The organism is Gracilibacillus boraciitolerans JCM 21714, from assembly GCF_000521485.1.
Taxonomy (GTDB): Bacteria; Bacillota; Bacilli; order Bacillales; family Amphibacillaceae; genus Gracilibacillus; species Gracilibacillus boraciitolerans.
On sequence record NZ_BAVS01000015.1, the window covers coordinates 1 to 25,133 of the forward strand.

Annotated in this window: 25 protein-coding genes and 3 pseudogenes; 15 read left to right on the plus strand and 13 right to left on the minus strand. The window is 34.9% G+C overall.

Going from position 1 to position 25,133, the window contains the following annotated elements:
- Positions 1-255: 255 nt before the first annotated feature.
- Complete coding sequence (locus tag JCM21714_RS10300) at positions 256-477, minus strand: hypothetical protein (RefSeq protein WP_035724033.1); 222 nt, start codon at positions 475-477, stop codon at positions 256-258.
- 158 nt (positions 478-635) lie between these two features.
- Here JCM21714_RS10300 and JCM21714_RS24065 point away from each other — a divergent pair, with 158 nt between their 5' ends.
- Both JCM21714_RS24065 and JCM21714_RS24070 read left to right on the plus strand, forming a co-directional pair.
- Positions 636-1,064: a polysaccharide deacetylase family protein gene (locus JCM21714_RS24065; RefSeq protein ID WP_369403547.1), complete on the plus strand. Its 429-nt coding sequence runs from the start codon at positions 636-638 to the stop codon at positions 1,062-1,064.
- Positions 1,065-1,068: 4 nt separating this feature from the next.
- Positions 1,069-1,413, plus strand: coding sequence for a polysaccharide deacetylase family protein (locus tag JCM21714_RS24070; RefSeq protein ID WP_369403548.1), 345 nt, complete (start codon positions 1,069-1,071; stop codon positions 1,411-1,413).
- A 426-nt stretch (positions 1,414-1,839) separates the two neighbouring features.
- On the opposite strand, the pseudogene JCM21714_RS10310 reads toward JCM21714_RS24070, so the two are convergent.
- A pseudogene (locus JCM21714_RS10310) lies at positions 1,840-2,350 on the minus strand (KinB-signaling pathway activation protein).
- Positions 2,351-2,573: 223 nt separating this feature from the next.
- On the opposite strand from JCM21714_RS10310, the gene gerD reads away from it, so the two are divergent.
- The gene (gene gerD, locus JCM21714_RS10315) at positions 2,574-3,236 is read left to right on the plus strand and encodes a spore germination lipoprotein GerD (RefSeq protein ID WP_035724035.1); all 663 of its coding nucleotides are present in this window, start codon (positions 2,574-2,576) and stop codon (positions 3,234-3,236) included.
- Between the two features lie 48 nt (positions 3,237-3,284).
- On the opposite strand, the pseudogene salA reads toward gerD, so the two are convergent.
- The 4 genes and pseudogenes from salA to JCM21714_RS10335 all read right to left on the minus strand — a co-directional run bounded on the left by salA (position 3,285) and on the right by JCM21714_RS10335 (position 6,747).
- Positions 3,285-4,340 (minus strand): annotated as a pseudogene (gene salA / locus JCM21714_RS10320) (iron-sulfur carrier protein/transcriptional regulator SalA).
- 121 nt (positions 4,341-4,461) lie between these two features.
- Positions 4,462-5,176, minus strand: a pseudogene (gene cwlD, locus JCM21714_RS10325) (N-acetylmuramoyl-L-alanine amidase CwlD).
- 248 nt (positions 5,177-5,424) lie between these two features.
- Positions 5,425-6,186: an anti-sigma factor gene (locus JCM21714_RS10330; RefSeq protein WP_035724036.1), complete on the minus strand. Its 762-nt coding sequence runs from the start codon at positions 6,184-6,186 to the stop codon at positions 5,425-5,427.
- Complete coding sequence (locus JCM21714_RS10335; protein ID WP_035724037.1) at positions 6,187-6,747, minus strand: RNA polymerase sigma factor; 561 nt, start codon at positions 6,745-6,747, stop codon at positions 6,187-6,189.
- A gap of 194 nt (positions 6,748-6,941) precedes the next feature.
- Between JCM21714_RS10335 and JCM21714_RS10340 the strand changes: the two genes are divergently transcribed.
- Positions 6,942-7,454, plus strand: coding sequence for a type 1 glutamine amidotransferase domain-containing protein (locus JCM21714_RS10340; protein WP_035724038.1), 513 nt, complete (start codon positions 6,942-6,944; stop codon positions 7,452-7,454).
- Between the two features lie 48 nt (positions 7,455-7,502).
- Here JCM21714_RS10340 and JCM21714_RS10345 read toward each other — a convergent pair whose 3' ends face one another.
- A complete protein-coding gene (locus tag JCM21714_RS10345; protein ID WP_035724041.1) occupies positions 7,503-7,832 on the minus strand; it encodes a winged helix-turn-helix transcriptional regulator in 330 nt (109 codons plus the stop codon).
- A 146-nt stretch (positions 7,833-7,978) separates the two neighbouring features.
- Here JCM21714_RS10345 and JCM21714_RS10350 point away from each other — a divergent pair, with 146 nt between their 5' ends.
- Positions 7,979-9,040 carry an LLM class flavin-dependent oxidoreductase gene (locus JCM21714_RS10350; RefSeq protein WP_035724048.1) on the plus strand — a complete coding sequence of 354 codons (1,062 nt, stop codon included), beginning with the start codon at positions 7,979-7,981 and terminating at the stop codon, positions 9,038-9,040.
- 10 nt (positions 9,041-9,050) lie between these two features.
- Positions 9,051-9,617 carry an NADPH-dependent FMN reductase gene (locus JCM21714_RS10355; protein WP_035724052.1) on the plus strand — a complete coding sequence of 189 codons (567 nt, stop codon included), beginning with the start codon at positions 9,051-9,053 and terminating at the stop codon, positions 9,615-9,617.
- A gap of 89 nt (positions 9,618-9,706) precedes the next feature.
- Here the strand turns inward: JCM21714_RS10355 and JCM21714_RS10360 are convergent, their stop codons facing one another.
- Positions 9,707-10,927, minus strand: coding sequence for a hemolysin family protein (locus tag JCM21714_RS10360; RefSeq protein WP_035724057.1), 1,221 nt, complete (start codon positions 10,925-10,927; stop codon positions 9,707-9,709).
- 184 nt (positions 10,928-11,111) lie between these two features.
- On the opposite strand from JCM21714_RS10360, the gene JCM21714_RS23005 reads away from it, so the two are divergent.
- From JCM21714_RS23005 to JCM21714_RS23345, 9 genes are all read left to right on the plus strand, one after another.
- A complete protein-coding gene (locus JCM21714_RS23005) occupies positions 11,112-11,513 on the plus strand; it encodes a MerR family transcriptional regulator (protein ID WP_268748342.1) in 402 nt (133 codons plus the stop codon).
- 71 nt (positions 11,514-11,584) lie between these two features.
- The gene (locus JCM21714_RS10370; protein WP_035724062.1) at positions 11,585-12,889 is read left to right on the plus strand and encodes a hemolysin family protein; all 1,305 of its coding nucleotides are present in this window, start codon (positions 11,585-11,587) and stop codon (positions 12,887-12,889) included.
- 169 nt (positions 12,890-13,058) lie between these two features.
- Positions 13,059-13,841 carry a TAXI family TRAP transporter solute-binding subunit gene (locus JCM21714_RS10375; RefSeq protein ID WP_268748339.1) on the plus strand — a complete coding sequence of 261 codons (783 nt, stop codon included), beginning with the start codon at positions 13,059-13,061 and terminating at the stop codon, positions 13,839-13,841.
- Positions 13,838-14,080, plus strand: a complete 243-nt coding sequence (locus JCM21714_RS23010; protein ID WP_268748340.1) for a TAXI family TRAP transporter solute-binding subunit — start codon at positions 13,838-13,840, stop codon at positions 14,078-14,080. Before JCM21714_RS10375 ends, JCM21714_RS23010 begins: the two co-directional genes overlap by 4 nt.
- Complete coding sequence (locus JCM21714_RS10380) at positions 14,070-14,498, plus strand: DUF1850 domain-containing protein (protein ID WP_035724065.1); 429 nt, start codon at positions 14,070-14,072, stop codon at positions 14,496-14,498. Before JCM21714_RS23010 ends, JCM21714_RS10380 begins: the two co-directional genes overlap by 11 nt.
- Positions 14,485-14,643, plus strand: a complete 159-nt coding sequence (locus tag JCM21714_RS20155) for a hypothetical protein (protein ID WP_158413501.1) — start codon at positions 14,485-14,487, stop codon at positions 14,641-14,643. The genes JCM21714_RS10380 and JCM21714_RS20155 overlap by 14 nt, the downstream gene beginning before the upstream one ends.
- Positions 14,636-16,210, plus strand: coding sequence for a TRAP transporter permease (locus JCM21714_RS18355; RefSeq protein ID WP_268748341.1), 1,575 nt, complete (start codon positions 14,636-14,638; stop codon positions 16,208-16,210). The genes JCM21714_RS20155 and JCM21714_RS18355 overlap by 8 nt, the downstream gene beginning before the upstream one ends.
- The gene (locus JCM21714_RS23015) at positions 16,167-16,520 is read left to right on the plus strand and encodes a TRAP transporter large permease subunit (RefSeq protein WP_035724066.1); all 354 of its coding nucleotides are present in this window, start codon (positions 16,167-16,169) and stop codon (positions 16,518-16,520) included. The genes JCM21714_RS18355 and JCM21714_RS23015 overlap by 44 nt, the downstream gene beginning before the upstream one ends.
- A 493-nt stretch (positions 16,521-17,013) precedes the next feature.
- A complete protein-coding gene (locus JCM21714_RS23345) occupies positions 17,014-17,925 on the plus strand; it encodes a methyl-accepting chemotaxis protein (RefSeq protein ID WP_035724067.1) in 912 nt (303 codons plus the stop codon).
- A gap of 359 nt (positions 17,926-18,284) precedes the next feature.
- On the opposite strand, the gene JCM21714_RS10400 is transcribed toward JCM21714_RS23345, so the two are convergent.
- The 5 genes from JCM21714_RS10400 to JCM21714_RS10410 all read right to left on the minus strand — a co-directional run bounded on the left by JCM21714_RS10400 (position 18,285) and on the right by JCM21714_RS10410 (position 25,068).
- Positions 18,285-20,312: a DUF262 domain-containing protein gene (locus JCM21714_RS10400; protein WP_035724068.1), complete on the minus strand. Its 2,028-nt coding sequence runs from the start codon at positions 20,310-20,312 to the stop codon at positions 18,285-18,287.
- Between the two features lie 37 nt (positions 20,313-20,349).
- The gene (locus JCM21714_RS21425; protein ID WP_235182759.1) at positions 20,350-21,300 is read right to left on the minus strand and encodes an HI_1054 family type III restriction endonuclease; all 951 of its coding nucleotides are present in this window, start codon (positions 21,298-21,300) and stop codon (positions 20,350-20,352) included.
- 86 nt (positions 21,301-21,386) lie between these two features.
- Complete coding sequence (locus JCM21714_RS21430) at positions 21,387-22,571, minus strand: DEAD/DEAH box helicase family protein (RefSeq protein WP_235182760.1); 1,185 nt, start codon at positions 22,569-22,571, stop codon at positions 21,387-21,389.
- Positions 22,572-22,573: 2 nt separating this feature from the next.
- Positions 22,574-23,053 (minus strand): DEAD/DEAH box helicase family protein, encoded by a 480-nt coding sequence (locus tag JCM21714_RS21435; RefSeq protein ID WP_235182761.1) that lies wholly within the window; start codon positions 23,051-23,053, stop codon positions 22,574-22,576.
- A gap of 2 nt (positions 23,054-23,055) precedes the next feature.
- Entirely contained in the window at positions 23,056-25,068 is a 2,013-nt protein-coding gene (locus tag JCM21714_RS10410) for a site-specific DNA-methyltransferase (protein WP_035724071.1), read from the minus strand.
- Positions 25,069-25,133 lie beyond the last annotated feature (65 nt).

Here is a 25,133-nt window from a genome sequence, read left to right on the forward strand (position 1 = left end):
TATATGTCGCTTTTTAGCGACAAGATATAGTCTAGCACGCATTAAAAAATAAGTCAATATCTTTTTTATAGACTTTTTAAATCTGTTTTAACACTTGCATATGTTTTGCGACAACAGAAACTAATATACCATACTCTAAATTACTAGACAAGAGTTTTTTGAAGATTTTTTAAAGAGAATTTTAAAAATCCTCCCGGAAAAATTCCTTAAAAAATACTATACCCTTTATAATGGAAAGATATAGTATTTTTACGCCTATTCAATTTGAACTTTTTTCGGAATGTACTTTTTAATTTCCTCTTCATTCGCAACACGGGTGTATAACTGAAATAAAGCTTTATATCGCTCTTCCATTGCTTTTTTTACCATTTTATCAATACGGTGATCTTCCAAATCCAGTAATAATTCCTCAAGCTCTCTCTTTATAACGTATTGCAATTCATATTGTTCCTTTTCATTAATTAATAATCCTAACATTTAGTCCACTCCTAATTTTCACTAGTAAAGAAGATAATCTCCTCACTCATTATTCTTTACATTCCTTAAATTAATTATTTTTAAACATATTTAGACAACATATTTACGAAACTCCTAACATAGAATAGAGACAAGCCCAACTAATGGAGGGATTCAGTATGAGACGTTTATATATTGTCGATATTAAAAAGCAAAAAAAGGCATTTATTATTATTCCAATATCTTTATTTGTTGCCCTGTTTTTATATCTGGAATCCAACTATACACCTACTGTATTTTCTAATCAGGAAAATCCCCGAGCATTGAATTCAGGTAATACCGAGTATGCTTCTGTGGCACTTACTTTCAATATAAGTCATGGAAATGAAAAAGTGTTGCCTATATTAAATCGATTAAAATCAGAGGAGATCAGAGCCACTTTTTTTGTGAGTGGGGGGGAATGGGCAGAACGTCATCCAGATATTTTAGAAAAAATTGCAGAGGAAAATCATGAGATAGGAATGCTGGGATATCAATATAAATCCTATGTAGATCAAGAGATAGAACAAGTAAGAAAAGATTTAAATAAGGCTCGGGGACATTTTTAATAAATTGGGCTATTCAGATGTATATTTATTAAGAGCACCTAACGGCCACTTAAACGAAGAAGTGATTCAATTAGCGGAAAATCACGGTTTAAAAGTAATTCAGTGGAGTATAAATCCGAATGACTGGAAAAATCCAGGGACAGATAAAATAAGCAAACATATATTAGATAATCTTAGTAACGGAGATATTATTTTACTGCATGCATCTGATGCTGTGAAACAGACGGAAAAAGCATTGCAACAAGTAATACCTTCCATAAAACAGAAAAAGAAAGATTTCCTTACAATTTCAGAATTAATTACGTTATCAGAAACCAAAAATGAAGAACTAAAATCGAAAAATAAATGAGATTGATACAAATGTAATTTGACATAAGTAAAAGCCGAACGATAACAAGAATTCTGAGACAATTTGTTATCGTTCGGCTTTTATAATTGCATATCAGAAAGATACTGCGACATAACTCTTGTGACTATTTTGAACTTTCTAAAAGGATGATACCTATAAATCAAGATAGGAAGGCCGAAATTCTACCACTTGCATCCATTGTAGAATGTTTTACAGCGCAGGCGTCCATTTCGACTCCTGAGGGATCAGCGTGATCTAAAAATCCACTTTGTAAAGTGTTCTTCTTTACAAAGTTAGTTGAAGAGCACGCCCCCCCTCGGAAAGCGAAGTGGACAAGCCGAAGCGATTGTTACACCTAATATAAATTTCAGAATGACTACTTAGTAAATCAAAGTTATGTCGTAGTTTCTTTCTTATGTCCCAGCTTTATTTCTTTTCAGTTAAACGATGTAGTATTAATAATTGATACGTATTACATAAAACAAGGGGGGGTATAATCATTAACCAAGCATAGTCTCCACCGCTTGTGCGTAAGCCCGGGACCCACTCAATCGATGTAATAACAACCATAAAAAATAACGCAGGAATAAAAGTTTTTTTATTTGTTTCTTTTGCCTTAATACTTGCAATTATTAAACTATAGATAAATAAGGCAATAGCAATTAGTAAAAATATTGTAATTGTCCCCCTCTTCCGCTCCTTTATAACGGAAATAGACTAGATCGAATAACGCAAAAGCGATTAATCCAATCTGGATAATTGACCAATATCCTCGAAAAATACTTAAGGCAAACTGATTTACAGTCAAATATGCAAAATAGCCCATCTGACTGATTAGACTAAATACAAAGCCCAATGCTAGAAAGAATAGCAATAATCCTAATATTTCAAACCATTCAAATGGATTTAAAAACTCTGAATAGACTTCAGATTTCACAAAAAAACTTGCGATCAGGTAGATAGTCCCCCCCCGATTAACAAAGTTGAAAAAAACAATCTTACAACATTACGACTTTTCAAAATTAATCCTCCTACAAAAATCTCGCTTTATGTATTTTAACACGAACTTCAGTTTTTTGCCCTAGTCATACATATTAATTATAAATGACACCATATTATAAATACAGACTATTTTTTCAAAATGAAAGGCAGCGGTAAAAATGAACCGATTTCTATATATTTTATTAGTTCCCCCCCTCTTATTATTAACCAGCTGTGGAGGATCTTCCAACGAAATCAAAGAAAATGGCGACTATGAAGGAACCAAAAAAATGGTAGCAGATATCCTAAAGACGGATGAAGGAAAAAAAGCTATCACCGAAGTTCTCGCAAGTGATGATATGCAACAGACATATGTAATTGATTCAAAAATCATTAAAGAAGCTGTTACCGAAACTCTGTCATCTGATAAGGGTAAAGAATATTGGACAAAAATGTTCCAAGATCCTAAATTTGTGGAATCTTTTGCCCTTGCTCTTCAAGATCAACAAGAAGAGGTTATCAAGAACTTAATGAGTGATTCTGAATACCAGAAGAAACTGATGGAAGTTTTAAATAATCCGGAAATGGAAAAGCAAACTTTAACTCTTCTGACAAGTCAGCAGTTCCGTGCACATTTAGAGAAAGTCATGGAAGAAACTTTTGATTCACCAATGTTTAAAGCTAAATTATCTGATTTGATATTGAATGCAGCAAAAGAAATGAAACCAAAAAGTGAAGGCGAAAATGGATCCTCAGGTGGTTCCGAAGGTGGCGGTGGCGGCCAGGAACAGCAGCAACAAGAAGAAAGTGACAGTAAGAAAGATGAAAAACAAAGCAACTAACGATTAAAGAAGGGGGGGGAGCATAAGCTATGCCCCCCCTTCTTCTATTTAAAATTGTTTGATAATTTGTCTGGCTATTTCTAAATATTCCTGACCATTCGGGTGATCTTTCTGATAGACGGATGGCGCAAAAAGCTCATCTTCTTCAAACGGCTGTTGAAGCGACAGATGACCAATTACTTTTGTGTCCAGCACATCCGCTAGCTTATCCCCCCCGCCACCTTTGCCGAATACATATTCTTTCTCGCCGGTGACTTTACTTTCAAAGTAGGACATGTTTTCAATAACACCTAATATTTCATGATTGGTGTTAATTGCCATTTGTCCTGCTCTTGCGGCAACAAATGCTGCTGTAGGGTGTGGAGTTGTTACAATTATTTCTTTTGAAGAAGGGATCATATTATGAAGATCCAATGCAACATCCCCAAGTACCTGGTGGCAGGTCTAATAATAGATAGTCTAATTCTCCCCCCCAATCCACTTCCTTAAAGAAACTCGTTAACATTTTGCCAAGTCTCGGTCCACGCCAAATAACGGGAGAGTTATCTTCCACAAAGAAGCCCATAGATATGATTTTCACACCAAAACGTTCTACAGGTATAATTTTATTACCTTTTAATTTTGGCCTTTCTTCTACTCCCATCATATCTGGCACACTAAAGCCGTATATATCAGCATCGATGATTCCTACCTTTTTTCCTAAACGCGCTAATGCTACTGCTGTATTAACAGTAACCGTAGATTTACCTACGCCACCTTTACCACTTGCAATGGCTAAAAATTTTGTTTTAGAGTCTTTGCTTAATAACGAGGTATCTTCTTCTTTTGTTGGCTGGAATTTTGCAATTACCTCTTCTGGGAGTTGACTAAAGCGTAACCCCCACTGTTGCTGCCCCCAAGTTGTTTCAATGCACCTACTAATTCTTGCTGTAATTGCATCTGTTCTGCAGTATTTGTTTTAGCAATTGCTAATTTGACACTGACATGATTCTTTTCTTCCTTAATGGAGATCTCTTCTATCCCACCCGTTTCATCAAACGATCTGTGTAAGAAGGGATCCTTCATTTTATGCAAAAGTTCAATAACACTTTGTTCTGTTAGCAAAATAGGTCACCTCAATTTTAACTATTCGTCCTATCAGCTAGTATAACATAAAGTACGCCTTCAATCAGTTAATGATGATTACCGTAAGTAATGCAAACGTGATGTCTCAGCCACTTAGGATTTACGGATTATCGACTTGTATTGTTGCATATTTCAAAATTCCTTCATATATACTTGCGGCCATTTTTTTCTGATAGCTTGTTGACTTTAATAGTTCTTTCTCCTTCTCATTGGAGAGGAACCCAATTTCCACCAAGGCACCTGTCGCTTCGGCATACTTCAATAAATAGACTTGTTGAATAGCCAATGCCTCTCGATTAGTATTCTCCAGATTTCGGCGTATTTCAGACTGAATTGCTTTAGCCAGCTCTTCATTCTGTAATTTGCCTGGGTGAAAAAAGGTTTGTGCACCCTTCCACTGTCGATCAGGTAATGCATTTAAATGAATACTAAGAAACAGATCAGCCTCTTCTCCTTAATAAAGGCCACACGGTTTTGAATATCTTCAGACTTTCTGCGTGATAAGCCCTTCGTATCATCCTGTGCCAGGTCATAATCACCTTCTCTTGTCAAATAGACAATAGCACCCGCTTGCTGCAAATAATCTCTCACCATATTCGAGACAGTTAATGTGATTCCCTTCTCCTGTGTATCATCAGATGCTTCTGCCCTCCATCTACGCCACCGTGCCCAGGGTCAATTACAATCGTTTTACCAGCTAAAGGCAAGGACCATGTTTGCCAGGAATCCATCGACCTTTGCATCGGATACTGCATCAAAATAATTAATAAAAATAATCCAATTAACCAAATGGCAACCTTTAAAATCTTTGGCATCCGCTTTTCCCCCCCCATACTCCTTCTGTAATCACTATATGGGACAAGCGGCTAAGATATGTCAGCTTCATCATAATTTATACCGCTATTCGAATTGCAAATGATTAAGAATGGATGAGAAATATCCCAAAAATAAAGGAGTTATATTTTATGATCTAAAAAAAGAACACTTAGATACGAATATCCAAGCGTTCTTTTACATTTTCTCTGGAAGATCAATACACTCACCTTGATCGTATGCCTTAGTATTAGCCCTCTATACCTGCAGCTAAGATGATATCCCCCCCTTGAGGGGTCTCATTATCTGGTTGTGGTTCAAGCGTGATCGCTATCGTATCCCAGTTCACATTGGATTGTTCCAATTCTGATAAGGAAAACGCAACGGCTCCTTCACCATTTGCATTTGGAACAAATGTACCTGCTCGATATGGCTTTTCTCCTTCTAATAACCATACCTGATATGCTTGTTCCTCTTCAATTTCCTTTAAGTTATCCGTTTGAACAACCAAAACTTTTTCATCACCATTTTGAACAATCGATGCACGACCCGCAGCGTCCATCACTTCGGTATCTTCAAGTGTTACTGTATTAATAATTTTATCTATATTTAACTCCTGTTCAGTTGCCGTATCTGGAGACTGATTCATCAAATAAATATTTCCTATCAGCGAAAGTACTAGTGCTGCAGCTAAACCATTTTGGACAAATACAGAATTTTTTCGTTTTTTTCTTGGTTTCATTACTGCTGGCTCTTTTGCATGATCTTGTTTCTTATTGTCTGCATTGTCTGCTTCAGAACCGAATATATTACTTAATACTCTATCCTTCATGCCTTCATTAGGGACAACAGGTTCAGATATAAATGGTAAGTCTGCTGTTGCTGACTCTAATTCTTTCAGCTCTTCCTGGCAGGAATGGCAAGAACGTAAATGTTCCTCAAACTGACGCTTCTCTACATCTGATAATTGATCGTTAAAATAATCTATTAAATGTTCACATTGCCTGCTCATTTATATCCCCCCCTTTTGTTCTGATGCATGAATATGTTTCTTTAAATGCTGGAGTGCCAATCGAATTCTTCCTTTTACTGTTCCAAGTGGAATATCTAATTGTTCTGCTATTTCACGCTGTGAAAATGCTTTAAAATAAAATAGTGTAATCACCTTTTGTTGTTCTTGATTTAAATGATTCATTGCCTTTTTTATCATTTTACTATCTTCTTTCCATTCTAGTTCTTCGTCAGCGGATGGTTCACTTTGTTGGAGCGAATCCCTTTCTTCCAACGAATAATCATGGATCTCACTTTTTTTCCTCATAAAATCAATCGCTGTATAACGAGTAACCGTAAGCAGCCATGATGAGAACTTTCCCTTGGACGCATCGTACATGCCCTTTTTCGTCCATATCTTTAGAAATACTTCCTGCACTACTTCTTCGCTAAGCTCCCGGTTATGCGACATCTTATATACAAATGAAAATAAGAGCTTTTCATATTTATCATATAAAGCTTCTAACGCGGTCTGCTCATTATTCTGAATGCTTTGATATAATTTTACGTCTTGTTCATTCATAGCTTTCTCCTTTTACAGTGATTTTCCTCAATTATAAGTAAGAAAGGTCAGAAGGACAAATATATACTCATAGAGCATACGAAAGAAATATGATTTTGGATGACAAAACTACAAATAATGTTTACCAATAACTTCTATGTGGAATTAATAAGAATGTAGGTAATACTAACTCTAGTTTAAGGAGGGAATTTAAAATGGCTAAAATAGCAACTGTAATTACAGATATGTTTGAAGATGTAGAATATACAGATCCTGCGAAAGGTTTTAATGAAGCAGGACACCAGGTTATAACAATCGAGAAGGAAAAAGGTAAAACAATCGAAGGAAAACATGGTGAAGCAACAGTCACCATTGATGAAAGTATCGATGACGTTTCCGCTGATGACTTTGATGCTCTATTTATTCCAGGCGGCTTCTCACCCGATCAACTTAGAGCAGATGAACGTTTTGTTCAATTCGCAAAAGACTTTATGGATGCGAAAAAACCTGTCTTCGCCATTTGCCATGGTCCACAGCTACTCATTACAGCAAAGGCATTAGAAGGTCGAGATGCAACTGGCTTTAAGTCAATTCAGGTTGATTTAGAGTATGCCGGTGCCAACGTTCATGATAAAGAAGTTGTCGTTTGTCAAAACCAACTCGTTACAAGCAGACAACCGGATGATATACCAGCATTTACAGAAGAATCACTTAAATTACTTTCATAACTATCATTACAAAAGAGAAGCATAGCTTTATTCAGCTTGCTTCTCTTTTCATTTAGTTTGTTTATGGACAGTGTGCTTCACTCCCCACTCATGCATCGCCTCCAAAATAGGCTGGAGACTTCTTCCATATTCCGTTATCGAATATTCTACCTTTGGTGGTATTTCTGCATACACCACACGTTCTACAATATCTTCTGTTTCCAATTCGCGTAATTGCTTGGTGAGCATTTTCTGGGTAATACCGGGCATACTTCTTCTAAGTTGATTAAAACGTTGAGTACCATGATTAAGTAGATGTAATAATATAATCGGTTTCCATTTACCTACTAAAATACCTAACGCATCTTCTACTCGACATGCACTTAGTTCATATTTCAATGTGTATTCCCCTTTCTAATGACATACGCTCTACAGTATCCTTTTAGATACTATATTACTTATAAGTGCGTACTTACATTTTTCACTTCTATCGTTCATAATAACATAGAATAAACAAATTTCGTTGAAAGAAAGGCTGTTATTTGATGGAAAAATATCGGATTAACCCAAATAAAGGTTTAGAATTTGGCATCTATACATTAGGGGGGGATCATTTACCCAACCCTGCTACAGATGAGAGAATCTCTGCAGCACAGCGGATAGAAGAAATTATAGAATTTGCCAAGCTGGCAGATGATGTCGGAATTGATTTCTTTAGTGTCGGAGAAAGTCATCAGGACTACTTTACGACACAAGCACATTCCGTAGTGTTATCAGCTATTGCACAGGCAACTAAAAATATTAAAATTGCAAGCTCCTCAACCATTATCAGTACATTGGATCCTGTCCGTGTATATGAGGATTTTGCGACGATTGATTTAATTTCCAAAGGCCGGGCAGAGATCATTGCCGGTCGTGCTTCGAGAGTTGGAAATTTTGGTTTACTTGGCTATGATCTCCAAGATTATGAAGAATTATATGAAGAAAAGTTTGACCTGTTATTAAAAATTAACGAACAGGAATATGTAAATTGGGAGGGGGGGAAATATCGAGCACCATTAAGAGACGCCCATGTATTGCCACGTCCATTAAATGGATCCATGCCGATATGGAGAGCGGTCGGCGGTCACCCAGCTAGCGCGGTCAAGGCCGGTTATGCTGGTGTACCCATTTTCTTGGCGACGTTAGGTGGACCAGTATCTATATTTAAGCGGACAATTGACAGTTACCGTGATGCCTTAAAACAGGCAGGATATGACCCGGCAGAATTCCCGGTAGCTACAGCGGGCTTTTTCTATCTTGCCGAAACAACCCAACAAGCCCAGCGTGAAATGTATCCTTCCGTTAATGAAGGCATGCAAAAAACGAATGGCAGAGGCTATCCTAAACAGCATTTTGCTCAAGGCGCCGATAAACGCGATGTAATGAATGTCGGCAGCCCACAGGAAATCATTGAAAAAATTCTCTATCAACATGAAATGTATGACCATCAACGTTATATTGCCCAAATGGATTTTGGCGGGATTCCCTTTGATAAATTACGTAAAAATATAGAGCTAATCGGCAAAGAAGTTTTGCCAGCGATTCGAAAATATACAGCGAAATAGGAGGCTAATAATGAAGGTAGTTGCAATTGCAGGATCGATTGTTGGATCCAAAACCAAAACAGCTATTAGTTATGCTGTCAAAACACTTGAAGAAAAATATCCAGAATCAGACGTTACGTTATTAGATCTCGCAGAATATGACATTCAATTCAGTGATGGTCGCAATTATTTAGATTATAAAGGCGATACCAGGAAGGTAACTGAAACGATCATGGCTGCGGATGCTATTATTATTGGAAGTCCGATTTTCCAAGCATCCATTCCAGGCACACTTAAAAATATATTCGATTTATTACCAGTGAATGCTTTAGAACATAAAGTAGTAAGTATGATAGTGACTGCAGGCTCTCAAAAGCATTATCTGATCCCGGAACAGCAGTTAAAGCCAATATTGGGTTACATGAAGGCACAAGTTGTCCAGCGTTACGTTTTTATCGAGGATGTCGATTTTTACCAGAAAGAGATAACGAACGATGATGCCTTGTTTCGAATCGAACGTCTTGTCGAGGATACGGTAACCTTAACCCAAACTTATCAGGAAATTCGTGAAAAAGCAGAAGCTAAATATGATTTTTAAAATAAACAGTATGTCGTTTTACTAAATTATTATCTCTCTTATAAATTTATAGTGCGCTTTGTTTATCAGAACAGGCGCACTATTGATCACTATTTAATAATTTGTACTTGCTTAATCATTCTGCCGTCTGTTTCAAGAATTTTAATGCTTAAATTACTTATTTGGATTGTTTCTCCTTCTTCAGGAAAATAATTCAACTCTTTTAACAGGTAGCCCGCAAGAACGTCTTCCTCTTCTGGAATTTCTGTATGAAAAATGGAATTCAAACGACGCAATGAGATTTTGCCGTCACATATTATTTCCGTATCTGTTACCATATCAACTAGTACTTCATTTTCTAAATCTGTTTCATCCTCAATTTCTAAACCTATCATCGCTTCGATAATATCTTCATGTGTCAAAATTCCTTCCGTTCCTCCATACTCATCAAGCACAATTGCCATATGTTTTTTTCTCCTAGTCATTTCACGAAAAACCCATTCTATAGACTGAAATTCATAGACAAGTAATGGATCGGTATCACTATAAGATTCAAGTGATTTACCTTGGTCAGTCGACCAGCTCAATAAATACTTAGAGTGAAAGACCCCCACAATATTATCAATATCTTCCACATAAATGGGATACCTTGTAAAAGGATTTTGAATAGCGACATTTCTTATTTCTTCAAAACTTGCAGTGCTTGCTAATGCCACCACTTCTACACGTGGTGTTTTTAACACATCTTTTACATTTAAATTATAAAAATCCAGAACGCCCTTAATTCGGTGCGATTCCTCTAAATGAAACATCCCTTCAGAGTCGGCAATATCAACCATTGCCCGTAATTCATCTTTTGATATAGAAACGTCTTGTTCTTGTCCTCTTGAAAGAAGTTTTGTGATGAATCCAGTTAGACCATTAAGTAAAATAGTAATTGGCTTTAAGATAACCACAACAAATTTAATAATCGGATAAACGAGGTATGCAGTCCGGTCAGGAAAGGTTGCAGCAACAGATTTTGGAAGTACTTCAGCAAATACTATAATCGTTACAGTAAGAATCGCAGAAGCCACCCCAATATTATAGTCATATTGAATAGCAATTGTAGTTACAAGGGTTGGAAGTAATATATTTGCGATATTATTTCCAATCAATATAGCTGTAATGAATTCACTAGGCTTAGAAATAAGATTTAATAATTTTTCTGACTTTATATCATTATTTCTAGCCTTTGTTTGTAGTTTCATTTTGTTAGTTGCAGTTAATGCAGTCTCACTTCCTGAGAAAAATAGCGAGACCACTAAAAGAGCTATAATGGCGACGAACATTAAAGAAATTCCTCCTTGGGATAGTAGAAAACGTAAAAACAAATCTTTTTGTTGATTGTACTATGAACGTTTTCCAATAACAAATGTTATAAATATATACTACCAAGCATAACGTAGTACTGTACAGTTTTAACAAAAGCGGTTATAATAAAAGAGAGGTGATGTCATTGGGAAGTTAGTAAGGATAGGACAATTAGCCAATGAAAGTAATGTTTCAAGACGCACTATAGATTATTATACGCAGATAGGTCTACTGACATGTGAACGCTCAGCAACCAATTATCGATTATATAATGAAGAATCTATCAAAGAACTGCATTTTATTGAGAAATGTAAAAGGATGAACATGACGTTAGAACAAATTAAGGAAAAGAAGTGTCTACTAAAATCAGACGACATCGATAAAAAAACAGCTTTAGCTCAGGCAGAGCAGATAACTAATACAATGAAATATTTAAAAGAAGAAATTAAGGAAATACAAGCAATGTTTGAAAAGATGGAGAAACAGGATCAATCCAGGTTTCTAAAGAATATTAAGCCTCAAACTGTTGCACTTATTCAAGCATTGGCTATATTTTCAAGCTAGTAAATATAATAAGCAAGTAAACGATATAAATGAGTTTTTAAATTTATAAAATTATAGGAGTGTGAGTTTTTTTGGACGATATACCGCTGAATACGATTACTTTATTAATAATTTTAATAATGTTGTCAGCTTTTTTCTCATCAGCAGAAACAGCTTATTCTAGTGTCAACAAGATTAGGTTAAAACATTTCGCTGATGAAGGGAGACCAGGAAGTAAAAGAGCTCTCCAAATTGCAGAGCAGTTTGACAAGACTTTATCCACCATTTTAGTGGGGGGGAATAATATTGTTAATATTGCTGCTGCAAGTATTGCGGCTACCTTAGCTGTAGATGTTTTTGGAGGGAGTCTTGCCTTAGTCGGCAGTACAGTTGTTATGACTATTCTTATTCTTATTTTTGGTGAAATTCTCCCTAAATCATTAGCAAAAGAACATGCTGAAAGCTATTCTTTACTAATAGCGAATATTTTATATATATTAATTCAAACACTGACACCGGTAAACTTTCTATTTCTCCAATTAAAAACTGCTGTCTCGAAACTTTTTATCAAAAGGAATCAGATGCCCTCGGTTACAGAGGAAGAAATTAAGGTTATGCTGGATATCAGTGAAGAGGAAGGCGTTATCGATAAGGAAGAGCGTGAGCTTATTTATCGGTCGATGGAATTTGATGATACCGTAGCAGAAGAGGTATTAACACCCAGGATAGATGTGGTAGCTATTGAAATCAACCAATCGATTGAAGAAATCAAAGATATATTCTTTGAAGAACGTTTTTCTAGAATACCTGTTTATGAGGAATCGGTTGATAATATTATTGGTATATTGTCAGAGAAAGAATTCCTAACACATATAGTCAAATACGGAAAAGTAAACATCAGAGAGTTAATAAGAGAACCGCTGTTTGTTGTCGAATCAATGAAAATATCAACACTTTTGCCACAATTACAAAAAGAAAAGGTCCATATGGCGATTGTGCTAGATGAATTCGGCGGAACCGCAGGATTGATTACCTTAGAGGACGTATTAGAAGAGATTGTCGGTGAAATCTGGGATGAACAAGATGAAAAAGTAAATGCAATGTCTCAAATTAACGACAAATTGTATACTTTCGATGCCCAATACCAGTTAGATGATTTCGCTGAAGTATTAAATATTAACCCGCCACAAAGCTCGTATCACACATTAGGCGGTTGGATAATTGAAAATATTAAAACCATTCCACAAGATGGAGATAGCTTTGAATACGAAAATCTATTAGTCATAGTTGACGAAGTAACAGACAGACGAGTTAAAAAAGTGAAAATTGAAATACAAGAATCGGAAACAAAAGATAGTCCTCTTTCTCGAGTAAAACATTTACGAGAGGCCCAATAAAGAAATATCCTTCTTCCACTATAGGGAGAGGGTTATTTTTTTTGCGAAATTTTCTAACAAACCACTTCCAAATTTTCCTGTAAACAAGATAATTATGGATGTAATCTCAAAAAGGATTGGCATACAACTTAGATTCGACACATAAAAAATACTAAGGGGGGGAATGAAAATGAAAAAAATTAGTTTGTTTATTATGTTATGTATACTAGGTATCTTTTTAGTAGCTTGTGGTAACACCTCAGAGGAAGGAACAGATGAGAAGGAGAAGCAGGAGAAAACGACAGAGGGGGATACAACAGAAGAAAGCAACACAGATGGATGGGTAGAAAATATTACAGTACTTACCGGTAGTGAAGCAGGAGTCTATTTTCCATTAGGTGTAGCAATGGCTGAAATCATCAGTGAGCATGTTGACGGTGTTACAGCTACAGGTATTTCCAGTGGCGCATCTGTCGTCAATGCGAATGAATTAAGTGATGGCCAAGCTGAATTCGCCCTCGTCCAAAATGATATTGCCTTCTATGCACATGAAGGCTCGCAAATGTTTGAAGAAGTGGTTGATGGCTTCAGTGGTGCCTTTACCATTTACCCAGAAACGATCCAAATCGTAACGTTAGCGGATAGTAGTATTGAAACCGTAAAGGATTTAGTGGGTAAACGTGTCGCAGTTGGAGATGTTGGTTCAGGAACAGAAGCGAACGCTAATCAAATATTAGCCGCTCACGATATTACGTATGATGATATTAACGAAGAATGGATGGACTTTGGCGATGCTTCGACAAACTTACAGGACGGAAATATTGATGCGGCATTTGTTACAGCCGGAACGCCAACAGGTAGTATTCAGGAATTAGCAGCAAGTGCTGATATCAAAATTGTGAGTATTAACGAAGATAAGATCGATCAAATTATTGATGAATACCCCCTACTACACCAAAGTAGAATTAGATGAGAATACGTATGAAAATTTTGATGCTACCGCAACTACGATTGCTCCCCCAATCGATGTTAATTGTTAGTGATGAGCTGCCTGAAGACCAAGTATATGAAATAGTAAAGGCTATTTTTGACAATATCGGTGCGATGGAAAATGCTCATGAACGCGGAAAGGATTTAACAATAGACACCGCACAAGAAGGCATGTCCATTGACTTACATCCAGGAGCCCAGCGATTCTTTGATGAACAATAATAAATATAGTAGGAAGAAGGCATTGCTAAAAAGCGGTGCCTTTTTTCCCAAAATAGCGATTTTGATAGCTTTTATTGGTCTAATTATTATCGGCGTGCAGCTATTCCATCAATCACATTATCAATTGGTTATAACCGATATGAACTCAAAGGAAGTGTTATGGGAGAGTAGTATAAAGATAGGGGGGGACCGGTTTTCACATCAATACATTCATTCCGTGGAAAAGTCTCCAGTTCAGGAAATATTTGAACTTTCTAACTCTGGAGAAATTGTGACAATGGAAAGTTGGACAAAGTCATTTGGTGCAGGCCTCCCTTATCAGCATCAAGGAGAGGTGTCAATGAAAGATGGCTACTATGTGATGCGAAATTTAAACCGACCAATACATGGAGGGGGTTCTAAGAATGAAGCCTTCTAATTTGTATCCACATACATTTACCTTTCAGGATGAAACTTTTCATCTTTCTCAAAAGCCGTTTGTCAAAAGGTTTATCGAAATTAATATCCAAAAAATATCTTGGTGGAATAAAGAAATCAGGGAGGGAGGAATAGCAGATGGATAAAAATCATAAAAAGATGCTAAACGAATTAGAAGGAAGTGATCGTGAACTGCGGCGTGGCTGGGCCATTGTTGTATTAACAATCAGCGTCTTCTTATCTGCATTTCACTTATATGTAGCCGGTTTTGGTTTACCTGGTATCGGCTCCAAAACTTTCTTAATTATCCATGTACTCATCGGTTTAAACCTTGTATTTTGTATGTTTCCAATAAAAAAAGGGATGCGGCAAGTTAAGATTCCCTGGTATGACCTGTTACTTGCTGGAGTCTCATTAATTGTAGGAGTATACATCATTCAGAATCAGACCTCTTCGTCTATTATGTCAGGGCGTCCTACAGATATTGATTTAATTTTTGGTTTAGCATTGATCATTCTTGTTTTAGAAGCTACAAGACGTGTAGTCGGAAAACCGTTAGTGATCATTGCGCTCGTTTTTATTGCCTATTTCTTTTTAGGTGAATTTATACCAAGTCAATTTCAGCACACAAGAGGAGATTTTGAACGATTTGTTTATGAAATCACCTATCGTAATAATGGAATTTTTGGGACCCCCCCTATTTATGCATCCGCTCAATTTGTTTTTATCTTCATATTATTTGGTGCAGTTCTGGAGTCTACTGGCGCAGGAAAAATGTTTATTGATCTTGCCTTACGAATGTTCGGAAAATATAAGGGTGGTCCTGCCAAAGCAAGCGTTGTAGCTAGCGGATTAATGGGAAGTATTTCGGGCAGTTCCACTGCAAATGCAGTAACAACAGGTACGTTCACCATTCCTTTAATGAAAAAGGTCGGTTTTAAACCTCATGTAGCGGGAGGAATCGAGGTTGCCGCCTCTTCCAGTGGCCAGTTTTTACCACCAATCATGGGTGCTGCTGCGTTTATAATGGTTGAATTTACTGGTATTCCCTATTATGAAATAATTAAAAGTGCCTTTATTCCAGCAATATTGGCTTATATTGGTATCTTGTTTATGGTACATTTTGAGGCAACGAAACACAACATTGTTGGAATCGATAAACAAGAGTTAGTATCCGGTCGAAGGTTATTAGCCCAACAAGGTTATTTATTGATTCCGATCCTGGTATTACTTTATTTTCTAGTAGGTATTCGAGTATCAGTTAATAATTCCGCCTTTTTCTCTATTATCGTAATGGTAGTTTTGGCCGTATTTGTCCAGCGTTTTAAAGATAATTTCATACGTACTTCTGTCGTGGCATCTGGTTTGATTGTACTAACAATCCTATTTCCGTTTTTAATAGGGTCCATTAATCAAGGGTTGGAAGCCGTAAATGGGCTGTTAAACATAAACTTTTTTAGTGCTGAAACCATTCGATGGAAACCAGAGATTTTATTTTTGATTTTACTTAGTGTAGTATTAGCTCTCATTTTTGCCATATCACAAAAGAAAATGAAAATAGAAAATACGTCTGTAACGTTTAGTTCGAAGCAATTGCTCACAGGATTTGAAACTGCTGCACGTAATGCCTTATCGATAATCGTCGCCTGTGCAACAGCAGGTATTCTTATTGGGGGTTATAACCACATCAGGCTTATCAACGAAGTTTACTAGTATTGCTATCGGCTTCTCGGAAACATTAACAAACGCGATGCCAAATTTTTTAGTAACAGATAACACCCAATTATATTTTGCCTTGCTATTAACCATGTTTGCCTGCTTATTTTTAGGTTTAGGATTACCGACAACCGCAACCTACGTCGTACTAGCCGCAATTGTTGCACCTATTTTAACGGACATGGGTGTTCACGTTCTGGTTGCCCACCTATTTGTTCTATACTATGGTGTTTTAGCTGATGATACACCCCCCCAATCAATTTACCAGCCTATGCAACAGCTGGCATTGCGAAAGCCGGACCCGTAAGAACCGGGATCCAGGGATTCAAATATGATTCGGCAGCATTACTATTACCTTTTGTTTTCACATTAAATCCAACCATTTTATTAATCACAGACGTTACATGGTATGAAATGGTATGGGCGATTTTCACGGCTACGATCGGCATGGTTGCCTTTGCTTCCTTTATCCAAAATTGGCTGTTAAAAAGATATCACTGGTATGAGCGAATCCTGCATTAATTACTGCCTTACTATTTATTCAGCACAACTTATTTACTGATATGATAGCTGTCATAACCTTAATTGCAATCTTTATATTACAAGTATTCTCGCCCAATCATAAGAATACTAAGAACCTATAAGCATAAATCACTATTATCTTAATCGTGTTCATTTTTGCAATCCTTTTTCCCAATAATTAAGTATAACTATAAACATGAGCATATTTATATCTTTTTACCTATGTACTATGCTATTATCTATACAAAAGTTATACATTATATAAAAGGAGCTAGCTCATGGCACTCACACTTAATAAGTTAGAAACAAGTAATGACAGTAAACTCGCAGCAATCTATCAAAATCTCGCAATTATTGAATTCGATATAAGCAGCCGGGTCGTTGAAGTTAACCCATTATTCTTGAAAGCAATGCAATACACTAGTAAAGATCAATTGATCGGGAAACATCATAAAGAATTTTGTTTTGACACTTTTTCCAGAAGTCCTGAATACAAACAGTTCTGGCAAAAGCTTTGGAATGGTAATAGTCATCAGGAAAAAATAGAACGTAAAGATGCGTATGGGAATGTTATTTGGCTAGAAGCCACCTACATGCCCATATTCGAAAATAACCGAGTGATTGGTGTATTAAAGGTAGCTACGAATATAACCAATCGGCAACAAAATATTCAGAGCTTCGTTGATGAATTACAAGAAACCGCTCAAATACTATCTGAAAAAGCTAATAGAGGATTAGAAAACCAGCAGCGATTAACTAAGAAGATGAATCAAATTGAAGCTGTTTCGATTCGAAATACAGAAACTTTACTGAATCTACAGACTCAAGCTAAAGACATACAAAATATAGTAGCAACAATTAAGCAAATTGCTTCCCAAACAAATCTTCTTGCCTTAAATGCTGCCATCGAAGCTGCACATGCCGGTGAACATGGAAAGGGATTTGCAGTAGTAGCTGAAGAAGTAAGGAAGCTTTCGAATATGGTGCAACAATCGATATCAAATGTAAACGATAACGTTGATAATATCACAAGTGAAATTAAAAACATATCCCACGGGACTACACTGATACAAACAGATCTTCATGAAGGCATCGGGCAGATAAGTCAGGTATCAGAGGATTACAAAACTATCGCGAACTCGTCGGAAATATTAAATGAAAAAGCCCTAGAACTTAATACTATTATTTAATGAAAATATTAGTTAGAGACTAAGGAGACCAATTCCTAGTCTCTACTTTTATAAGTCAATTTCCAATAAAACAAAAAACCACCCTGTCATAGGAATATGACAAGGTAGTTAAAAACTTGATATTTAAAAATATTAACGTTTTGAGAAATATACAGATAAATTTTAAGTATATTGATTCCATCATAATCCATTTATATCAACGTTTTGGGAATTGTTATATGGATAAAAATGTATGAAAAAGGATTGAAATTGACATTACTTGAACCAATTTGCACCAAAGTGATGGATGTTAGTTGAATACAATTACTAATTTTATTTCATTTAAGAGTGCCAATTGTTGATATGGGTTTTCATTAATATTATACATCTATTCGAATAAACACATCGTCTTCCATGTCATAGAATTCCGTTAATGAACTAATATAATTATAAATTGATTGCGCACTTAAATTCGTTTCAACATAAATACTTAAAACATTTTCACTTTTTCTTAGAACTTCATCTGTATAAGATAATAATTTTTGGAATGACTTTTGTTTAGGAAGTTCTAAATACTGTTCGATGTCAAAATCAGCTAACCATTTTAGATAAGTAATTAATGTATCTTTCCATGAATTAACTACAAACTCTTTATCATCAATCATTAAAGCTTTTGGTTTTTTACCAGTTACAGAAAGCAATTCAAAAACAGAGTAATATGTATCACTCTTAACTTCCTTTACTGTGCCAACATTATCTTTTTCTTCAGGTATTGGACATAAATCTATAATTTGTCTATATAGTTTTAATCCTCTATTATGAATTGAGTCCTTATTCCAAGTATCATAATCACAAAGCTCCCTAGTTATTTTGATATTTGAATTTTTATAATAACTAATTTTATCACTGAAAGATCGATTAGACATTTCACCATTATAATTTGTCAACGTTAGATTACCTAAGACATCTTTATATAATTTGTGATCGTCAATCGCATTATCACCAAGCTCTACCCTCCAACTAGGTGTTAATGTTGCTGGTAAAATATGTTCTATAGACACTTCTTCAAAATCTACTATTTCCTTATGCGTTTGTATTTCTATTTGGCTAAGTATCAATTTAACTAGTCGATGATTTCGATTATACATATCTTCATTAAGAACACTGTCTTTTAATTTCTCGTTTCTCGGAAATAAGGCACTACCTGTTCTACTTAATAAATATGCCACAACGGAACCTTCCTCTGATTGAGTATCTTTCTTTTTATTTGCTTCTTTTCCAAGACTACTGAATACTTTATTCAAAGCATTTGTAGGAAAATTAACAATAGCTCTTCTAATTAAATAGGAATTGATAATCTTTAAAATATTAATGAATTGCTCTGTACTAATTTGTTTTTCTACATAATATTTGTCAAATAAACGTAATAGATATGGATATGTAACAGTAGATTTTAATTGAACGATTATCATCAAGTGATTTTGAATAATTTTATTGTCACTTTTTGGATTTAGCATTTCAGCATAATAACCAGAAAATTTCAGTAAATCACGCAAAATTTCCTCACTGCTGAGGTTGTTTTTGTGCGTATAATATTTGAAATTTTGATATACTTTATTTTTATTTGGTATATTATCAGTCTTCATGGTTAAATAATCTCTAATGAAGTCAGGTATTTTTGAATTTGTTAAAAACTCTTCGATTAATAACCAGTAATTCTTATATAAATGTTCTTGTACAGATGGTTTTTCATTCATTAATAAGAAATTGCGAATTAAATCAGATTCGGTTAATGATAGCCCAGTAGAATTAAGGCTTTCGAAAATGACTTGTGGATTTTCCTCTCTCATTCCTTGTTCAAGTTCAATATATACAATTCTAATTTTTTCGAGCGCATTCAATAACTGCTCACTAGTAGCCTTGGAATGTTGAATTAAATAGATTAATCGTTTATAATTCATATGAATTTTTGAAGGTCTATCATATTTATCATGAATTAATAATTCTAAAAAGTCCTTACGATCATCTTCAACTGATATTAACTTATATTTAAATTCTTCATCAACATTTCGATTTTCAAAATAGGTTTCTTTTATATCTGACTTCGTATTCTCACTGTCAATTGAATTATAAAGTGCCTGTAATAATAGAAATGTCGTGGTTATTCTTTGTTGTCCATCTATTATAATATAATCACTTCCCATATTTGGAAATGAACTTTTCACAAAGACTACAGTACCTAAAAAGTGTCCTTCGATTTCAGCATTTAAAGCGATATTTTCTATATCATGAAAATATTTGTTTACTTGTTCTTCTGTCCATTCATACTTCCTCTGATATACAGGTATCCGAAATACTGATTTAGGTGGATATAGAAATTCTAGTAATCTAATCGTCCCAGCATCCATTGTTATCACTCCTCATTGTCTAAATAAATTTCTTAACTTATTTCTCAACACTCAACCCTTTAAATTCTTTCCCAAGAGCAATTTCACCAATTTGTTTAATCGTTCCTCTACCATCATTCATCGTATAGAATTTTACCCCTCTAATCTTCACATCTTCTATTTCATCTTCAAATATAATCTCAGCTTCGTGTTCATTAATGTAAATTAATAAATCTTCTTTCCACTGTTCTTCTTCCATATTTCGTCCTTTTGGCTCGATAAATATCTGAATGAAATAATCACTGTTTTGTAGATAAAGAATAAAGTCGGGTTGGAACCCTGCCAAATTCACTTCATCATGCCCACTACCAAACTGATGCAATTTTAATTTATTATTTTTTGCTGACTCACGGTGCATATTTTCATCCATACGTATTAAATACACATCAGAATATTCCTCTTTTAACCCTGCAACCCTTTCTGCAATTCGATCGATTAATTGCTTTTCGGTTAAGTTAATAATCGCGGAATCATAAACAAAGTAATCCTCTTTTATTTCATAACGATCCACTGTCTGCGGACTATCCTGCATAAACGTTTTACCCGTGTCATAATTTGGTACACGTTTACGGTAGTTTGCAATATACTCTTTAATTGGATAACCGATAAATTTACCAGTTCCACGTTGTTTACTGTAACCCGATTTTATTTGTTTTGCGACATAAGAAAAGTAACGCTCTAGAATGTTTAACTTTTCAGTAGCCGTTAGTACACTACTATCCATTGTTCGTGGGATTGTAACATAAATTGTTCGATTATAAATATTTAACCATTTCTCTTGTAAAAACTCTTCTCTTGAATTTAGTAGCGGAATATAATTTTTCAAGTTAGAGAAATGATAGAACGACAAACGATTCATAATTTTATTGAGATAACGCTTATCGAATGTAACCGCAACGTTATAAGCGTTTGTATAGTCTTCTTGAACTTTAGTATCTTTATAACTCACTTCTTTTAATGCAGATATATATGGAATGACAACATCATTTTTTGTATCAACACCATATTTCTCTAATGAATCGTAGTATTTATCCGTTACTTCAATGGTTTCATTGTAATAAATTTTGCCATATTTCCATACGTCCGTCCGTTTAAATGTAGCTTCACCTTAACATCAATTAACGGATTTTTTTTATCTTCACCAGTAGGTAAATTCATTTCGTCTAAAGCACTTACTAAGTTCTTCAAGTATTGAGGTTCATTAATTGTATGATAATGAATCGTCTCTAAAATCAAGCTTTCTTTACTATCATCATTAAACCTGCGGGTATATGATCGTTCACCATCTAGTAAAAATGGGTAATACCTTGCACCACGTCCAATTAATTGTGCTTCTGACATAGTCGTTGCTTTCGTTCCTTTTACTTTTGGGTCATCACTTAAACGAACAATATCAAAAAGGTTTAATACATCCCATCCCTCTGTAAGTCTAGCAACCGCAAAAATGACTCGATATAAATTCATTGGACTTTCTAAGCTATTTAAAGCTTCATAGTGACCTTTTTCTAAGATACCCGATTGACTCGTGTCATTGGCATTAATGATTCGGCTAGGAGCAAGTTCCCGTTTTATATCTCTGACTATTTCACTTAAATCATCCTCACGTTCACGATAATATTCATGTGCAAATGTCAATGTTTCACTATCATCTTCAGAAGTGATTTGTGCTTGCCTATTAAGAAACGCTTTTAAAGATTCAGCGGTTAACGTATCGATTAACTCATTAAATTGTTCGTGGGCTTCATTAGAAGCATCAATTCGCTGTGATTTAAACATAATAACAGGTTTTATATATGTACCATGCTCTTCCAATGCATATCTTCTTCTGTATTCACTTAATAAGACTACATTCATCATGTGGTCCAAGTCTGTATTACTCGACTGAATTCGCTTTACATTCTTAGAATATTTATCTTGGATGAAACGATCGAGTGCATAGCGATACAACACTTTATCCTTGTATTTTTCATAAACATTTTTATTCTCCAAGTCAATTGTAGCGGTAAATTCAAGTAAGCGATTGTCTTTATTTGCATTTAAAATCGTTGAAATTGCTTTTTCCCATGATTGTTCCGCTTCTTTTTCCGACTTGGTAGATGCGGAGTAATGGTGTGCTTCATCTCCTAAAATAACGACTTTATTCCTTGCATAATCTTCTTTACCCATTGCATTTTCTTTTTGGGTATAAATATCAGCAGCAACACGTTGGACAGTTGCCAATTTTAAATAGATTGTATTCTTACTTTGATTTTTTGGGAAAGATTGAACTTGCTTAATTTGTATTCGTTCCCCCCATCTATTTCAATTTGTGGTTCATATAAATACTTGTCCGATGCCATATTTGTCAGGTTATCAATCGTTTTATTTAATACACCATTTGTATTTACTAGGAATAAAAAGTTTTGATAACCTTGTTCTTGATAGAGGTATAAAATAAGCCCTGCCATTAAGTCTGTTTTTCCACTTCCTGTTGCCATGTTGAATAGTACATGATTCACATTCCTAAAACGAAACTCATTCGCTGCTTGTGAATAATGAAAAAAGCGTAAAGCTGCATCTTGATAATACCTAAACGTATGTACCATGTTCTGTTTAATGTATTCAGGTGTTTCCCATGAACCTTCTTCGTTAAATAAACTTTCATTTAGTTCCCTGACTTCATCATATAAAGGCAATGGTAGTTGTTTCTTTTTTTTTGCCACAGTTATTCACAACCTTCATCATAGAAGTTTTTATTAAATGCATAATCACCATCTGAAATTAAATCACGAACGTTTTCATCATCAATTTCTGAATAGTTGTAGTAAAGTTGGTTTTTATCGATGATTTTAATAAGTGTTTTCTTTTGCTCCTCAAATGAAAGCTCATATAATGTATCTTTAACCGCTTCTAAATCAACACGAAAGTCAATTTCCGCTTCTTTTAACATGAAATCAAATATATTATGAAGTTCTGTTTGTGTTTTTGCATCACGAATGGATTTTAAGAATCCACGGTTTTTCTCCATTAATTCAACGTAAACGAAACTTCCGCCACCTTTCCAATTGACTTCTTTAGAAATTCCACCACTATCACCCTCTATCACATTTTTCTGACGTGTAACCATTTTTTCAACATGATCTTCTAGTTGTTCAATCGATATATATATTCTTTTCATTTTGTGTGCTACTGCAGCGGTAGTCCCACTTCCTCCAAAAAAATCTAATACGATATCATTCTCATCAGAAAAATAATCAATAAATGAGGATAAAAGCATCTCTGGCTTTTTACCGCCACCTATGTCGACCCCACCTTCATGTCGACAATTTCCAAAATCTCCTTCATATTGCAAGTAATTATATAAGAAGTTTGGAATTGGTTTTTCTTTAGAATATTCTCCTGAAATCACACCTTCTCTAATTGCTGAAGGAACGCCAGAAAAGAATTTACCTCTAAATGCATCTTGTCTCCTAGGTCCAGTAATATACCTGTAACCGAGTCCATCATCACCCATGTTATGCACTTTATATAATGTTTTTAGTCCATCTTCCTTTTTTCTTTCTATTAAATACTTACTTAGAAATTCAGCTGCTGTTCCACCTTGCCTAATCAATGAACCCGTAGCCCAAGTTTCCTTTAAACCATCGATATTAGGTTCTATTTCCTCAATTTCATAGTTGCCTTCTTGGAAAATATCAACTTTTTTCCCATTTATAATCTCTGTTTTGTTGGGTTCTCCTTTTTCCACAATGCGATATTTAAACTTTTCAAGTGAGTATTCCTCTTTTAATTTGTTTGGAATAAATTCATCTGTAACTTTTGAATATACATGGCATATTTCCATGACCTTTTGGAAGTCATTATCCTCAGACAAGGTTTTATTTCCGTATCTTACCTGAACATAGAAAGAAGTTTCGAATTGTTCAGTACCCATTACTTCATCTAATAATATTTTTAGATATGCTTGCATTTTGTCGTCTGCTTGAACTATTAACACACCATTATTAGAAAGCAAATCACGAGCTACCTCTATTCTATTTTTCATAAAAGTTAGCCAAGTAGAGCGATTAAAACGGTCATTATATTTGAAGCTATCTTTTCCTGTGTTATAAGGTGGATCGATATAAATTAATTTAACCTTTCCAGCATATTTTTCCTTTAAAGTATGTAGAGCCAGTAAATTATTTCCTTTTATGATTAAATTATCATCTTTATTAAAATGATTTACATCTTCGATACCTTCCTGACTATACCTTTTTGCATTTACTATTATCTTCTTATCTAATAGAACATCAATTTCCTCTTTCGCGAGGAGTTCATTTAAAAATGGCTCGTCTGGTTGTAAATCATCTTTATCTGTATCTTCTTTGCTCATACTTGCTTTTAATACTGTATCTTTATAAGGGAAATCTAATACAACATCTGTAGATTCATCAATAAATTTCCCACCAGCTGCTAAACCAATTTTCTTTGAGTATTTTGTATACGAGTCTTGCCAGTATTCGTCTGCTTCAAATAGTTCGATGAGTTTATTTGTTTGCATGATGATATTCCCTGCAATATCAATTGTAAAGTTGCTCTTTAGTGTTTCATTCGAAATAAATGCCTCAAGTAATTCTTTATCATACGTATCTAAATCCTGAATTACTTTATTCTTGTTTAATACTTCTCCTATAAAATACTTTTGATCAAATTGCTGTAAAACTTGTTTAATCGCTTCATTAATCTTAGTTTTCATGTCATAATCCGTCCTTTTAATAATCTAATCTTTAATAGATTTTAATTAATCTCTATTTATATATT